The organism is Parapedomonas caeni, assembly GCF_041060555.1.
Classification (GTDB): domain Bacteria; phylum Pseudomonadota; class Alphaproteobacteria; order Sphingomonadales; family Sphingomonadaceae; genus CAUJIW01.
Genome location: NZ_JBEUDS010000040.1, coordinates 1 through 14934, shown reverse-complemented (window position 1 = coordinate 14934; position 14934 = coordinate 1). Strand labels below are relative to the sequence as shown.

Sequence of the window (14934 nt, the reverse complement as noted above, 5' to 3'; positions counted from 1 at the left end):
AAGGCATGGCCGAACTCAACCAACCCATGATCGAGGAGGAAAATCAGCCCCTACACATCACCGCCAAAGCCGCCTGACGATGGCCCACGGCCACAGCCGAAATTACACCACCTTGACGGACGCGACCGACAGCTTTGTATGCGGCTTCGACCACCTCCTCAGGCGTCGCGGACGGAGGCTCTACTTCAGCAGCCGCGGTGACCGCCTCGGAATCGTCCCCACCCCGGTAGAAGTCGCGAAACGCCGGGATCGCAAGCAGATACTTGGTATCGAGGCTCGCGGGCGGATTGGCCAGCACCTGCTGCCCAGCCGGAGTTATTGCAAAGCGTCCGCGCCTAGGGCTTTCGAGCAGTCCAGCCTTCGTCAGATAGAATTTTGCCCAATGGATGCGGTTGTGGAGAACGCGCTGTTTGCCGCTCGGCAGCATCTGCTCGCGCTCTTCATCCGAGAGACTGAATTTCGTCGCAATCTCAGCTTCGGCCAGTGGCACGGAGGTTTCGGCCTTGGCGGCTACCTCCAGGACCGGGAGCATGAGGGATTGATAGTCGGGGATGCTCATTTCCCATCCCCATACTGTTTGGCCAACCCCTCAAGCGTCATGTTCTCGGCTATGGCGTCGTGCGGGATCAGCACGTAGGTCCACGGCTTGCCGCCAAAATTGCGCGCGTGCGCGCTGGCCTGCTGGCACCATCGGACAGCGACTTCCTTCTTGGCCAGCACTTCGCCGTCGGTCATCTGGTTCGACGCCTTGGGCTCCAGCATGAAGATCCGATCTCCCGTTTCGGCGACGAAATCCGGCTGGTACTCGGGATTATCCGCTCCCCACTTGTAATAGATCTGGAACTGCCCCTTGGCCGGCTTGAACCACTTCAGCGCCTCGCGTTCGAGGATCACCGCGAGTTTGCGTTCGGAATCGGACTGAAATTTCTGAACCGGGTAAAGGCACCGGCTGAACCCGCCGAAGAGGTACTTCGACATGTTGCTCTTGTCGGCGGGAGAGGTGCGGAAGTCCAGCGGCTGCTCGCCCGCCGCGGCCGTGTAGGCGCTGGGCCTCAACGCGGTGAAGCCGCGCGTGATGACGACCTCATAGTCGACATCTGTGTCCTGCCAGAAGTGCTTCTGCATCTGGGCATGGACGAAACGTGCGATCTCGCGCTGATGAAGACGCAGGACCTTGCGTGCATCATCGGCCGAGAGGTAGGAGCACAGATGAGAGACGACCTGCTCCGCGAGATCGTAAAGAAGATCGGCATGCTCGTCATAGGCCACGTCGTCGAAGTCGATAAGACCGCTGACGACGTAATCCTCAAGCCTCTGCTCGTCGATGCTGCCTCGACCGAGCCCGATCACGTCGACCTGCTCCGTCCGCAAATGTCTGATCCATAGCTCGTCATCTGGCGCCGGATACTTGATCGAGGACAGATCGAGCGTGAAGGGCTTGAAGCCTGATTTCACCTCGCCCTTCGGCACCACCAGAATGCGCGGGATGTCGATCGTTTGCTGAACGACGATCTCGGTAGTGCGCGCCACGACCGCCGCCAGGTCGGGCTGTTCCGTGATGCCGGTCAGTTCCATCTGGGCCGGGCGATACTGCGTCGTCACCTCCCTCAGCACCGCGGCCTGGACATCGGGCTGCTGAAGATAGGAGACGCTCGGCAGCTTATCGGGCTGGCTTTCGAATCTGCGGATCACGTCGTAGGTGATCTGGGCAATCCTCTGCTCCTCGGGACCGAACACCGGCGATGCCCTATTGGGCTCCGACTCATAAGTGGTCGCCGTCGGATGCTCGGGCTGAAGTCCCAGTTTCGCGGCCAGCTGCGGCTGCGAGACGATCGTGATCGTCTTCTGCTGAAGCTGGTCGGGATTGAGTATCACCTGCTGCAGGCGGATCGTGGAGTTGGGATTGTTAGCCTCTTCCACGATTTCCTGGAAGCGGTCGTGCGCGACAATGTTGAGTCGGTCGACGGCCGTAACGCCGGTCCGCTTGCCATAGGGAAGCCGAAGACCACGACCGATGGACTGCTCGATCAGCGTGCGTGCATTCGCCGCGCGGAGCGGCACGATCGTATAGAGGTTGGTGACGTCCCAGCCTTCCTTCAGCATGTTGACGTGGATGACAATCTCAGTCGGTTCATCGGTGTGCTCGACACGGAGCAACCGCTCGACCATTTCGTCCTCCTCGGCACCGGTCTTGCTGGAATCGACCTGGATCACCCTTTCCGCGTAGCGCCCTTCGAAGAAGCCCTCCGACTGAATCAGCTGCATCAGCTGGCTGGCATGCGTCGTGTCCCGCGCGATGACCAGCAGGAACGGCTTGACGATCGGGTTCATCGTTTCGCGCGCATAGGTCTCCAGCTCGACCTTCACGCTCTCATGGAGCCGCACGCCATCTTCGAGCTTCAGGCGCTCGATCTGCTCTATCGACATGCCAGCCGGGTTGAAGTTCTTCCGCGTGACGACGGCCGGCTCCTTCACGAAGCCATCCGCCATGGCGCGGCCGAGCGGATAGTCGAAGATGACGTTCTTGAACGGGCTGGGTCCGCGGTTTGTCTCGACAAAAGGTGTGGCCGTGAGCTCCAATCCGAGAACGGGTTTCAGCTCGTTGATCGCGCGAATGCCGGCGGATGCGCGGTAGCGATGCGACTCGTCCATGATCAGCACGAGGTCATCGAGCCCGGAGAGGTAGTCGAAGTAGCTCTCCCCGATCTCCTCCCGAAAGCTGCGGATGCGCGGACTGCGCCCGCCCCGAACCTCGGAGTTGATCTTCGAGATGTTGAAGATGTTGATCGTGGTCGGGAACAGTTGGCCGCCGCTCGCGATCTGCCGCTCGTAGTTTTCGCCCGTGGTGATGACGGGTGGAGCAACGGCGAACTCCGAGATGCCCTTCAGCACGTATTTCGGGGTGTTGGGCGTGAAGTCGGTGATCAGCTTTTTGTAGATTGTCAGGTTCGGCGCGAGGACAAAAAAATTGTTCAGTCCGTGCGCCAAGTGGAGATAGCCGATGAAGGCGCCCATGAGCCGCGTCTTGCCGACGCCCGTCGCCAGCGCGAAGCACAGGCTGGGGAAATCTCGCTCGAAGTCCGTGACGCCGGGAAACTCGCTTTGGATGGCCGCAAGGGCCGCATCCAGATCGGCGCCTTTTCGAGGTGGAACGATCTCCGTGATCCGGTCCAGGATTTCAAGAGACTGCCGCTGCGGGGGACGCAGGCTAAGGCGGCCGGCGATCGAATTGACATGACGGTTCATTTGCTGCCCCCCTTGTTCGCGCCGAACAGGTCGGGCTGCTGCGACTTCGCGTTGCTCCGTGCTGTTTCTTCGACCGCGACCTTCGGTGACGCCTTCGGCAGGTTCTCGACGTTCAGGCTGTAATCGTCATGGCCCCACTCGCAGCGCGCGCGAATGTGGTTGGGAATCTTCTTCACGGTCAGGTTAGGCCAGCGATCGACGTTGCCGCGGAAAGCCGAGCACAGGACGAGGAGCGTCTGATCCGGCCCGACCTCCTCGCTCAACTGCTGGAGCTGTTCGGGGCCGAGGGTCTGCGTCGTGACATAGATGAAGTCACGCTCGGTCGAATGCCCCTGTTGCCAGTATACGGCGTCGCTGGGCGCATAAGTAAACCCCTCCAGCTTGCACAGCGCTTCGGCCAGCATTTCAGCGTTGTAGGCCTTGCTGATGACCTCGCGGCCCCATTTGTCGGTTTCAAGCAGCGATGGCGCCAGCTTGAAGTAACGGAAGCCGCCGCCGCCCCCCCACCCGACGGCCTCGGTGATGCCGCCCTTGTCCTCGCCATCGATAACCTTCTTCAGTCGCGGGATGATGTGGGTATGGCAGTGCTCGCCCAGCTCCACCATGATCCAGCGGCGACCCATCTTGTGGGCAACGGCGCCCGTTGTTCCGGACCCGGCGAAAGAATCGAGAACGAGATCGCCCGGCAACGTGGAAACATCGAGAATGCGCTTGAGAAGTTTTTCGGGCTTGGGTGTGGCAAACCATTCAGACTTCCCCCATTCGGGAAACAGCCTCTTCTGTTCGAATTTCGCTTGGCGGTTGTGACCCGTTTCTTCCAAATCAGTCCACAACGTCGAGGGGGGTAAACCCGCCTGCTCTCTCAAATAAGTGCGGCGGCGGATACCCTTTCCATCCGGGGTGAACCTAATTTCGCCTGAGGCAATTTTCTCCTGGAGAGTCTCCTTGGACCATCGCCACCCATTTGCAGGTGGTTTGATCCTGTGACCCTGCGGAGAAACAACATCGAAAACAAGGTTTTCTCGGTACGCCGGTGAGCCTAGCGGATTTCCGTCGAACCATGGACCGCGTGGATCGTTGTCGGGGTTCTTGAAATGCTTATACTTTTCATCATTCCCCCGCGTCTTGACCGTCAGCCAGTCGGGAGATCTCGAGTAGACCAATATGTGGTTGTGGTCCAAAGAAAAACGTTTGGCATCGTTGTTGCTGTTATCCGACGATTTCCAAATCACATCGGCAACGAAACAACTTCTTCCAAATATCTCATCACACACCACTTTTAAATAGTGCGCCTCATTGTCATCGATTGTGATCCAAAGAGACCCGTCATCCGATAGCAGGCGACGTATAATCTCGATTCGATCGCGCATTAGTCCGAGCCAAATCGAGTGCTCTAGACCATCTTCGTATTGCTCAAACGCACTTCCCGTGTTGTAGGGGGGGTCAATGAAGACGCACTTCACCCGGCCGGCGAACTCCTGCTCTAGCGCCTTCAGCGCAAGCAGGTTGTCGCCATAGATCAGCCGGTTGTCGAAGATGTCATTCTCACCGACGCGTTGCGCGGCATGGTAGGATTTCTCGGGATCTTCGAGCAGGATGCGCGGCTCCAGCCGCGGCCGGTTCGCCTTGCCCACCCATGTCAGTTCGAGTTTTTGTTTCTTGCTCATGTGATATTCCCGATCTGCGGCGCCTTCGCCGACAGAAAGTCGAAAAGGGCTTTTTGAGGGTATGGATCTGTCAAGACCACCTTGGCCTTAAGGGGGGCGATCGCAGCATCCGCGCCCAAGCCGTAGTGATCGATCATGACGTCGCGAAGCAGGGGAATGGCGTCCGTTTGATTGCGGAAGATTGCCAGAGGACCCTTGAGCGCGGTCTTCGGCTGGACTGCGCCCCATAGCGTCTGACGAGCAAGATCGAATGCCGCGCCCAGCTCGATCTTCAGCTTCGCCTCATCGATGAGCGCGGCCCCGGCAATCGCCTGTCTGATGCGCTTCACCAGGACGAACCCGAGGCCATATCCCCCATGCTTGTAGGTGAGCCGTTCCGGACCGTTGGCCGCTTTGGCCTCCGCGAGCATCCTGGATTGGATGTAGCGCAGCGCCCGCACTGCGTTCGCCAGTTCGATACCCGTGAGCTTCGCGTTGAAGAGGTTCTGGTATGCGGCGGACTCGGTATCGAGAAGCTGGGCAGGCTCCTTCTTCAGCCAAACGACATATCGAGGGTCCGGCTGGAGAAGCGCCAGTGCCTGCGCCGCCTCGTCGATGCGGATGCGCTTAGGGTCCTGCACATTGTCTGGCCCCTCCGCCTTGTAGGCGTAGTGGATATCGAGATAGGCGAGTTCACGCCGCAGCCGTTCCTGTTGATCGTCCAGGGCCGCGAAGTTGGCGAGGAGAACGGGATTCTGGTGATTGCGCGCCCGGGTGACGGCTTTGCCGAACGCCTCGTCGGAATCAGACTTGATCAGCGTTACCAGGACGGAGGCAGCTGAGATGTCGACTGTCTTGTTTTCCGCCGCATAGCGAGCCGATGACGCAATGGTTTGTGCTCCGTTGATCACGGAGAGACCGGTTACCTTGAACTTCTTCTTGTCCCGGGTGCCATTCTTCGGGTCGATCTGCTCGCACAGGGCGGTTACACCGTTGTTCAGGTACATGAAGTCGCCGGGATTGGTCGCGAGCGTTTCCCGAATTGAGCGATTCACCTCCGTCGTCTGACCAAGGAAGACGCGTATGTTCTTGGCGTAGAGCGCCTTGCCATGCGTCTCGTGCAGCCCGACCAGATCGGCGACCTTCACCAGGCCGAAGTAGGTCTTGCGAGGCGCCATGGAGGACGCCCAATCGTGCAACGTCAGATTGGCGTCAACCCGCGGATAGGCCTGACCCGCCTGCAGATCCGCCGCAACCCGGTCCGAGCCATAGTCGACGGCCACCTTTTTTAGACGTTCCTCGCCGTGATCTTCGTCGTACAGCAGGTCGTTGAGTGCAGTTTCGGCGTGGTTGCTGATCCCAGCGCCGGTGTGGGCGATGACCAGTTGAATATGCGAACAGGCCTCCAGCGCCCCCTCGATCTCCGCCTGCCTCTTTGTGACGTGCCCATTGAAGCCATTGAAATCCTGCTTGATCAGTCGTCTCGCGCCTTGGCAGAACGCATTGGCCTCGTCCTGGCTGAAGGTTTCCGAGGCCTTCAGTTTGCCTTGGACAATGAAAAGCGTTTCCGAACTGCCCTGGTAGTAGATCGCATCGATGCCGAAATCGTCGAAATCATCGACGACAGCCGCGGCTGCATCCGGCGGCGGAATTTCGCACAGCTTGTGAAGCGCGAACGCACTGAAGGCGCGCGACAAATTCTTCTTGGCCTGCTGATCGGCCGGCTTGGTCTGATCCTGCAAAGGCGGGAGATGCGGCACGAAATCCCGTGTGAGGGCAGTTTCCAGAAGAGCCATATAGTCTGCACTGAGCGGAGCCATGGTCTGCATCTCTCCGTCAGTGCAGCTGCCAGCGAATCGTGAAAAGCGGAGCGAGGTCGACCTTCTGCTCCAATTTCCCCTCGATCTGGGCGATGAGTTCGGACCGCTGCTTGTCGATCTCGTCCTGCGCGTCAAACAGCGACCGGCGCTTCTGATTGCGAAGCGCCTCGAGTGTCTTGATCTGCTTCTGTCCGGCCAGCTTTTCTTCCAGAGTCAGGGCTGCGGTCGCGGCCCGTCGCGCTTCCTTGATCTGCCGATCGATCTCCTTGATCTCTCGCTCCAAACCCACCTTGAGATCGTCTGCCCAGCCGTCAAGCTTGTCCGCTTCTAACTCGAAGAAGCGCGCATTCCGCTCCGAGACGGCACGCTGGATCAGGCGCTGCTGCTCGCGGATCGTGGCGTCCAGCCGCGTGACCGGCTCCGCCGGAATGTCGATCGGCACCCTACTGTGACCATTGAGAGTGAGGAGGCGCTCGCATGCTTCTGCGGTGAGCCTTTCTCCTCCGTCGGTCTCGGCAGCCAAAAGAATGTGATCCTCGGCTTGATCGAGCGCTTCGATCGTCAGCACGGAGGCCGTGAGCCATCCAGCCTGCCCACTGTACGGCTCCAGGATGCTGATCTTGCCGGCATGATTAGAGTAATCGAACGTAATCTCGGCAGGCTGCAAGTCGCGGCTCTGCGCCCGCGCCACCACGGCTGAACCAAGCGGATGATTGACCCGGTAGAGGTGCGCCTCGCCGGAACGGCGCGGCAGTTCATAAAGGCCGAGTGGGATTTCCTTGCCATTCGCCCATGGCGGCCGCTCGGCGAGCGTGAACGAGGACGTGTTGTGGAAGTCTGCCACGCCGTCAAGCTCGTGGCTGGTCACACGCATCAGCAACTGCTCGAAGCGGTCCAGGTAGACCTTCGCATCCTCGTCACGCACCTTCAGCTTCTCGCGAACCTCGTCGTCGAAGTTCTCCAGGAGCTTCTGCCTCGTCTGGCTCATCGCCTCATTGATTTCGAGGCTGAGTTCCAGCTGCAGCTGATCGAAGGCGGTCCGGATCTCATCAGTCTGGCGGCACTGCTGATAGATGGCGGCAATACGCTTTTCAAAGTCGACGCCTGACTCAATGGCGCCCAGAACCTCATCGCTTGCACCGAACACGCCTTCGAACAATCTGAACTTCTCCGACAAGAGCTGATAAACGCGCTGATCGGCCTCGTTTCGGCGGTTGATGAAATTCACCACCACGACGTCGTGCTTCTGACCATAGCGGTGACAGCGACCAATTCGCTGCTCCACCCGTTGCGGATTCCATGGCAGGTCATAGTTCACGACCAGCGAGCAGAACTGCAGGTTGATGCCCTCGGCGCCGGCTTCGGTCGCGATCATGATCCGACCCTCCTCGCGGAAATAATCCACGAGGGCGGACCGCATGTCGGCCGTTCGCGATCCGGTGACCCGGTCGGAACCCTTATGCCTCTCGATCCAGCGCGCGTATATCTCTCTGGAGCGCTGATCCGTGTTCGTGCCGTTGAAGAGCACTATACCGTCGGCATAAGGGCTGTCGGCGAGGACCCGCAGCAAATAGGCTTGGGTCCTACGCGACTCCGTAAAGATGATGGCCTTCTGCGCGCCTCCGAGTTCTTCCGCCTTTGCGAAAGCGACATGCAGCGCCTTCAACAGCGCCTGGCCCTTCGCGTTGTGCTCGATCGAGGTAGCGAGCCTGGCAAACTCCTCGAGGTCGGCAATCTCCGCTTCTATCGCCTTGCGGTCTGCCTCTGTGAGGGGTTCGAGCGCTTCCTCTGCGGCCCATTCCTCCGCCGTGGCGTCGAGCGCTTCGTAATCCTCACCGAGATCATCTTCGAGAGAAGTCGCGGCCTCATGCTTGCGCAACTTCGCCTGCAGTCGTGCAGAAATCGACGACAAAGCACCCGCGATGGCGAACGTCGAAGACGCGAGCAATTTGCGCAGGACCAACGTCATCAAGGACCGCTGACCCGACGGCAAAGCCTGAAGATTGTCGCGTCTAAGGTAATCCGAGACCAGCTGATACAGCCGATCCTCACCTTCGGCAGGGGTAAATTCCTCAACGATCGGCAAACGGCGCGTGTAGGGGATGTAGGCGGTCACCTGCCGGCGCAATGTGCGATGGCAAATCGGTTTCAGCCGTTCACGAAGGACGTGGAACGTCCGCTCTTGACTGAGATTGGCGAACTGCTCCCGGAAGCTCTTCAGATCCCCAAACGAATGTTCATCAATGAAACTAACTAGGCCATAAAGTTCAAGCAGCGAGTTTTGAAGGGGAGTCGCCGTCAAGAGGAGTTTCTGCTTGTGCTCTAGCGCCCGCTTGAGCGTGTTCGCGATTACATTCGACGGCTTGTAGACGTTTCTCAGCCTGTGGGCTTCGTCGATCACTACGAGGTCCCACGGCACCGCGTGGACATCCGCAGCCTTGTTTCGAGCGAACTGGTAGGAGCAGATGACAATTGCGTCGGTCGCCTCGAAAGGGCGGAATGATCCGGCTTTGATGGCCTCATTATACGAGCGAGACTCGAGGATCAGGCACGGCAGGAAGAACTTCTCGCTGAGTTCCTGATGCCATTGCTTGCGCAGATTGGAAGGCGTGATGATCAGGATCCGGCGCTTCCGCTCCGCCCATCGCTGAGAGATGACGAGGCCAGCCTCGATCGTCTTGCCGAGCCCTACCTCATCAGCGAGCAGCGCACCTTTGGAGAGGGGAGATGAGAACGCGAAGAGGGCTGCATCTACTTGATGCGGGTTGAGGTCGACCTGAGCACCCGCAACGGCCCCTGCGAGTTTCTCGACGCTGTCCGGAGCGCATCTTTTGGTCAGTTCGTGCGCGAAATATTTCGCGTGATAATCAGTGATCATCAGGCCTCCGTCGCTTCTTGGAGGCGTCGCCCGAGTCAGATGGCGAGGGTATCGGACCGTCGTGATGAGAGGCCTTCTGATGCTCAATCCATTGGTCGAGGTCCAGGCGCTTGAATCGCCATTGCCCACGCACCTTGAACGCCGGGATCTCCCCGCGCTGAGCCATCGTGTAGACGGTCTTCTCGGCGACCTTGAGCAATTGGGCCACCTCCGGCAGCGTCAGAATCTCGTCCGGCATGGACCGGCCCCTTATGGAATCGATGGCAAAGGATGCCAGACATTGCCGAGATGCGCCAGAGAAAGTGGCTTCGAGGAGGCAATTATCGGTCGAGGACGTGCTGCCGCTGTGCCATCCACTCGCTGGGAAAGGGCTTCAGCAGGGTGTCCATCTGCAAGGCGGCCGGCTGCCTTCCGTCGAGAATCATCTCCACGATGTCCGGGGCCAGCAGGGTCAGGCGCAGGACCCGGCACAGATAGGACTGGTTGATCTTTTCGGCCTCGGCCAGTTCGGTCACCGAGGCGAATCGGCCGCTCTCCATGAGGCGCTTCCAGCGGTGGGCCCGGGCGATCGCCTTGACCATGGTGTTGTCGACGCGCGGGCGGGGCTGGCCCCAACCCGCCCCCTCGGGCATCACCACCTGCTTGCGCCCGCCGCGCTTCCGGACGGTCAGGGGAACACGGACCGTCAGCGTCCGCCCGTCATCGGTGGTGGCGTCACCGGCTCTCATGCTGCCCTCCGCGGATCGTCGGCCATGCCTCCAAGCTCATGAACCAGACGAGCCAGCCCATCGACGCGGAGGCGGATATCGACGCCTCCCTGTCCGACATCGACGCGCTCGACGAGCAGCTGGACGACGCGCGCCTGCTCGGCCGGGAACAGCTCGTCCCACAGCGGGTCCAGCCCTTCCAGGGCTTCCCTGACCTCAGCCTCGGACAAGCCATTGATCTCGGGTCGCGCCGACCGCCATGTTCCGACGACCACCTCCGGGGCGCGAAGAAGGCCGCGCAGCTGGTCGACCACCGCGCCCTCGATCTCGGCGGCGGGCACGCGCCCGACCGGGCAGGCATCGGCGCCGCGCTTCAGAACCGACTGGCTGACGTAGTAGCGGTAGAGCTTGTCGCCGCGCCGCGTGTGCGTCGGCGTCATGGCGCAACCGGTCGGCCCGAAGATGAGGCCCTTCAGAAGAGCCGGGGTCGCGGCCCGTGTCCGGCCCGCGCGCACCCTTGGGCTCTCCCGCAGGATTCCGTGCACCTTGTCCCACAAGGGGCGCGTGATGATGGCTTCGTGCTCGCCGGGATAGGCCGTCCCCTTGTGCACGGCGTCACCAATATAGACCCGGTTGTTGAGCAGTTTGTAGAGGAAGCCCTTGTCCACGAGACGTCCGCGCCGCGTCCGCACGCCTTCGGCCGCGAGCGCCCGGGCCAACGCGGTCGCCGAACCCACCTCGACGAAGCGCTCGAAGATCATCCGGACCGTCGCGGCCTCGGCATCATTGATCACCAGCTTGCGGTCCCGGACCTCGTAACCGAGCGGCACGAAGCCGCCCATCCACATGCCGCGCTTGCGGGAGGCAGCGATCTTGTCGCGGATGCGCTCGCCGATCACCTCGCGCTCGAACTGGGCGAAGCTGAGCAGGATGTTGAGCGTCAGCCGCCCCATGGACGTCGTGGTGTTGAACGACTGGGTCACGCTGACGAAGGTGACGCCGCCGCGATCGAACACCTCGACCAGCTTGGCGAAATCCATCAGCGAGCGGCTGAGCCGATCGATCTTATAGACGACGACCACGTCGATCCGGCCGTCCTCAATGTCGGCGAGCAGGCGCTTCAGTGCAGGCCGGTCAAGCGTCCCGCCCGAGAAGCCGCCGTCATCGTAGCGGTCGGCAAGCTCCACCCAGCCTTCCGACTTCTGGCTGGCGATATAGGCCTCACAGGCCTCGCGCTGGGCGTCGAGGCTGTTGAATTCCATCTCCAGCCCTTCTTCCGTCGACTTGCGCGTATAGACCGCGCAGCGCAGCTTCCGGATGGGTTTGGCGGATGCGGGCGATTTCGTCATGCTTGGCCTCGCCGGTTCTTTAGGCCGAAGAAGACCCAGCCGTTCCAGCGCGTCCCGGTGATGGCGCGCGCGATGGCGGAGAGCGAGCGGTAAGGGCGCCCCTGCCATTCATAACCGTCGTTCAGCACCGTGACGGTGTGCTCGACGCCCTGCCATTCGCGGATCAGCCGCGTGCCGGCGATCGGCTTGTCGTCGGCGCGGATCCGGCGCAGCACGATGTTGCCGCCGTCGAGTTGCTCGCCCAAGGCCTCGAGGCGTTCGACGGTCGCCGGTTTCAAACCGCCATAAGCCAATTCCTGGATCCGATAGGCGAGCCGGCTTTCGAGGAAGCGCCGATTGTAAGGCGGCGCCTCCGTGTCGAAGAGTTCGCGCCACTGCTTCTTGAGGTCGGGCGTCGGCGTGGTCTTCAGCGCGGCCAGCCGGGACAGGATGTTTTCTGTCATGGTCATGCGTCTCCTTTGCAAATTGGAGTTCCATGACCGCTCCGGTCGGGCGGGAAGTGAAGGCAACTTTCTCCGCGGTCGCCAGATACTTGCCTTGACTGGCGTGCCTTGAGCCGAACCAGCCCGCGCGCAAGAATCCTGCAGACCTCCCCGATTCGCTCGTCCGGCGTCATATGCCCGGGGTGGATCGGGTTCGGCATGTCCATCGCAGAGATCACCTAAGGGATTGGATTCCCTTGACCTCTACTCACGGTGCGGACGATCCGTCCCAAGGCGATGGCTTTTGAATCGACTCCGGCAGGCATTTGCGATAAGAACGTAAGATGAACAAATGCGAGGCAATTATGGGCGGCTGAGATGGCTAAGAACCTGAAGAAATTCGTCAATCCCAAGTTTACCCGAACCGTCGACCTCGGCCTGCTGGGCCGCTTGTTAGAGCGCCACAGCGATGCCCTGAACGGGCTGGACCTGGGGGTCTTCAGGGATGAGTCAGCGCAGGACGAGGCACGCAGCACCGTCCAGGATTTCTTCGCGGGGCCGGAAGAGAACTATCCGGAAGGACTCGTCGCCGACCTGCACCGGATCGCGGAGATCGGCAACGCGGCAGGCCTCGACATCATCCTTCAGCAGGCCGCGCGGCTCGGGATACGCGTGACACCCGAAGTGAAGGGTGACGAGCCGGAGGTTCACCAGGATCCCAAGCACGTCGCCCTGCGCGTCTTCCTCGACCATCCCGACGTCTTTGACGCCGCGTCGGACATGATGGCGCTCATGGCGCGCACGTCGCTCGCCGAGTTCGTTGGCCGCGACGAAGGCGTCGAGGCGATCATGGATGATCGCGCAAAGGCCGAGTTCGAAACCGCCGCCGCCGCGATGTTCGAACAGGATCTCCGCAGCAACTATTGCCGCGCCGGCTGGTATGACGATGCCGACGAGCTCGTTCTGGTGATCGAGCATGGCTCGCCGATCACCACGACCGATGTCCTGCAAAAGGACCAGAAGCGCGTGATCAGCTTCCGTGCCGCCGAACACGCGGTGCTGTCCTACAACTCAACGACGGGCCTGTTGAAGATCGGCGGCATCGCCAAGGCGCGTCGCGGCGACCTCGCGGAACTGTTCGCCCACAAGGTCCTGGGCAAGCCCGAATTCTTCGCCGGCGACGACGCCCAGAACCTCTACACGCTCGACCCGGTGCAACGCGCGGGCTTCGGCTTCGCGTTCAACCATGATTTCGATCCGGGCATCCAGCGGGTCCAGATCACCGAGGTCCAGGTCGACCGCGTCGGCGCCGATCCGAAGACCGGCGAGACACGAACCTTCTACTCCTATGTTGCGCGCGACGGACGCGACAATGCACTGGCGAGGTTGGGCGAGATGATGCGGGGCGCTCGTCTCGGGTCGGATTGGCGCCTTAACCACATCGTCATCCGCGTCCATTTCGCGACCGGCGGCAAGTCGGCGAAGAAGGTGACCGTCAAACTGAAGCCGCCGGCACACGCCATGTTCAAGCGTCAGCAGTTCGAGGGCCGGATCATGACGCTCCTTCGCCGCAACGGACTGCTCAATGACCGAGACGCTGCCCAGGCTGCTGTTGCGGCTGAGTGAGGCGGGCGATCCCGCAATACTATGGGGCCGACAGGCTGCGCCTCATGCCGGGCGCGATTTCGAGCGGCTGCTCGATCGGGGCGTCCTGGTCGAGCAGGCACCGACGGCGGAATGGGATGTGTGCCCTGACTGCGATTGCGGTCTCGACGCGCGGTCGATCCATCAGACCAATGGACGACATATCGCGGTTTGCCCGACGGACCGGCGCAGCGACGTCGTTCTCGGGGATGACGATCTGCGGAGCTTTCGCATTCATCCTCCCGCGCTGGTCCGCGAAATCGCCATGGCGTCCGGGTTCGGACGCGAGCCGGCGCCGGTCGCGACCGGTGTCTGGCATCTGGGGGAAACATCGAACCAGCGGGCGCTGTTCCTCGCACTGTCGCAGGATGCAGCGCTTCAACCGGGATTGATCGGCCTGATGCGTTCGCTCGCCAGGTCATCGCCCATCACGGTGATCGCGCCGGCGATGGCTGCAGATGACCGGGCGCGCTTGGTCGACGCGGGGCTTCATCTTGTCGATGTATCGCACTGCATTGCTTGCGATGGAGCTGCACCTGGATTGGCCATCGATCAGTCCAAACTGGAAGCACAACCGAGCTTGGCGCCCCGATTGGTGATTCAACGCGCCGCAAAGACCGTATCTCTCGACGGAACGCTCAAAACCCTTTCCGATCAGGAATTCCAACTGTTGGTCTTTCTGGCGGAGCATGCGTTGAAGTCGCCCGCTATCGTCGAGAATCGTGCGATCGAAGCGCACATCTGGGGAGCGAGCATCCATAGGATTTCGTCGCAGGTGCGCGAACCCGTGCGCGCGCTTCGGGATGCGCTGGCTCGCGGAAGTACCGATGCCACGTCCGTACGCGCATTGATCGAGAATCGGCGAAATTCGAACGGCTACCGGCTGGCTCTGCCTCCGGAGGAAATCGAATTGCTTTCCTAGCTCGCTGAGCGGGAAGCCGTCTTTGGAGGCAAAAGCCATGGCCGGATACGGCAGCAAGGAAGATGGCGGGTACAATGAGCAGAGCTTGGCATACAAGAAGGCCCCGTCCATCGAGCACTACGTGAAGCTTCGCCGTGCTGACCCGTCCGCCGAAATTGAGGTCGCCGTAATCGGTGGTATGGACCAGCTCTACTTCATGGAGGGAGAGCTGCGGAAGTACGGGTTCGATCCGGAAATGATCGCTTCCGTCCTCGATGCCGATCCCGAGGCAATCAGCGAGGTCTCTCTCCAGATCATGGA

At 61.0% G+C, this 14934-nt stretch carries 12 protein-coding genes; 3 read left to right on the top strand and 9 right to left on the bottom strand.

Annotated features, from left to right (window positions below):
* Window positions 1-43: 43 nt before the first annotated feature.
* The 9 genes from ABU113_RS16525 to ABU113_RS16485 all read right to left on the bottom strand — a co-directional run bounded on the left by ABU113_RS16525 (window position 44) and on the right by ABU113_RS16485 (window position 12095).
* Complete coding sequence (locus tag ABU113_RS16525) at window positions 44-559, bottom strand: winged helix-turn-helix domain-containing protein (protein ID WP_454560577.1); 516 nt, start codon at window positions 557-559, stop codon at window positions 44-46.
* The gene (locus ABU113_RS16520; RefSeq protein ID WP_454560576.1) at window positions 556-3246 is read right to left on the bottom strand and encodes a DEAD/DEAH box helicase family protein; all 2691 of its coding nucleotides are present in this window, start codon (window positions 3244-3246) and stop codon (window positions 556-558) included. Before ABU113_RS16520 ends, ABU113_RS16525 begins: the two co-directional genes overlap by 4 nt.
* Window positions 3243-4913 (bottom strand): site-specific DNA-methyltransferase, encoded by a 1671-nt coding sequence (locus ABU113_RS16515; RefSeq protein WP_454560575.1) that lies wholly within the window; start codon window positions 4911-4913, stop codon window positions 3243-3245. The genes ABU113_RS16520 and ABU113_RS16515 overlap by 4 nt, the downstream gene beginning before the upstream one ends.
* Window positions 4910-6721, bottom strand: coding sequence for an AIPR family protein (locus ABU113_RS16510; protein WP_454560574.1), 1812 nt, complete (start codon window positions 6719-6721; stop codon window positions 4910-4912). Before ABU113_RS16510 ends, ABU113_RS16515 begins: the two co-directional genes overlap by 4 nt.
* Before the next feature lie 7 nt (window positions 6722-6728).
* Window positions 6729-9590, bottom strand: coding sequence for an SNF2-related protein (locus tag ABU113_RS16505; RefSeq protein WP_454560573.1), 2862 nt, complete (start codon window positions 9588-9590; stop codon window positions 6729-6731).
* The gene (gene mads1 / locus ABU113_RS16500) at window positions 9580-9828 is read right to left on the bottom strand and encodes a methylation-associated defense system helix-turn-helix domain-containing protein MAD1 (protein ID WP_454560572.1); all 249 of its coding nucleotides are present in this window, start codon (window positions 9826-9828) and stop codon (window positions 9580-9582) included. Before mads1 ends, ABU113_RS16505 begins: the two co-directional genes overlap by 11 nt.
* Window positions 9829-9910: 82 nt before the next feature.
* Window positions 9911-10318, bottom strand: coding sequence for a hypothetical protein (locus ABU113_RS16495; protein WP_454560571.1), 408 nt, complete (start codon window positions 10316-10318; stop codon window positions 9911-9913).
* Window positions 10315-11646, bottom strand: a complete 1332-nt coding sequence (locus ABU113_RS16490; protein ID WP_454560570.1) for a recombinase family protein — start codon at window positions 11644-11646, stop codon at window positions 10315-10317. Before ABU113_RS16490 ends, ABU113_RS16495 begins: the two co-directional genes overlap by 4 nt.
* The gene (locus ABU113_RS16485) at window positions 11643-12095 is read right to left on the bottom strand and encodes a DUF2924 domain-containing protein (protein ID WP_027444209.1); all 453 of its coding nucleotides are present in this window, start codon (window positions 12093-12095) and stop codon (window positions 11643-11645) included. The genes ABU113_RS16490 and ABU113_RS16485 overlap by 4 nt, the downstream gene beginning before the upstream one ends.
* Before the next feature lie 351 nt (window positions 12096-12446).
* On the opposite strand from ABU113_RS16485, the gene ABU113_RS16480 reads away from it, so the two are divergent.
* From ABU113_RS16480 to ABU113_RS16470, 3 genes are all read left to right on the top strand, one after another.
* The gene (locus tag ABU113_RS16480; RefSeq protein WP_454560569.1) at window positions 12447-13694 is read left to right on the top strand and encodes a hypothetical protein; all 1248 of its coding nucleotides are present in this window, start codon (window positions 12447-12449) and stop codon (window positions 13692-13694) included.
* Window positions 13654-14634: a hypothetical protein gene (locus ABU113_RS16475; RefSeq protein WP_454560568.1), complete on the top strand. Its 981-nt coding sequence runs from the start codon at window positions 13654-13656 to the stop codon at window positions 14632-14634. The genes ABU113_RS16480 and ABU113_RS16475 overlap by 41 nt, the downstream gene beginning before the upstream one ends.
* A gap of 37 nt (window positions 14635-14671) precedes the next feature.
* Window positions 14672-14934: hypothetical protein (locus tag ABU113_RS16470; RefSeq protein ID WP_454560532.1), on the top strand; the 263-nt coding region annotated here is incomplete at its 3' end.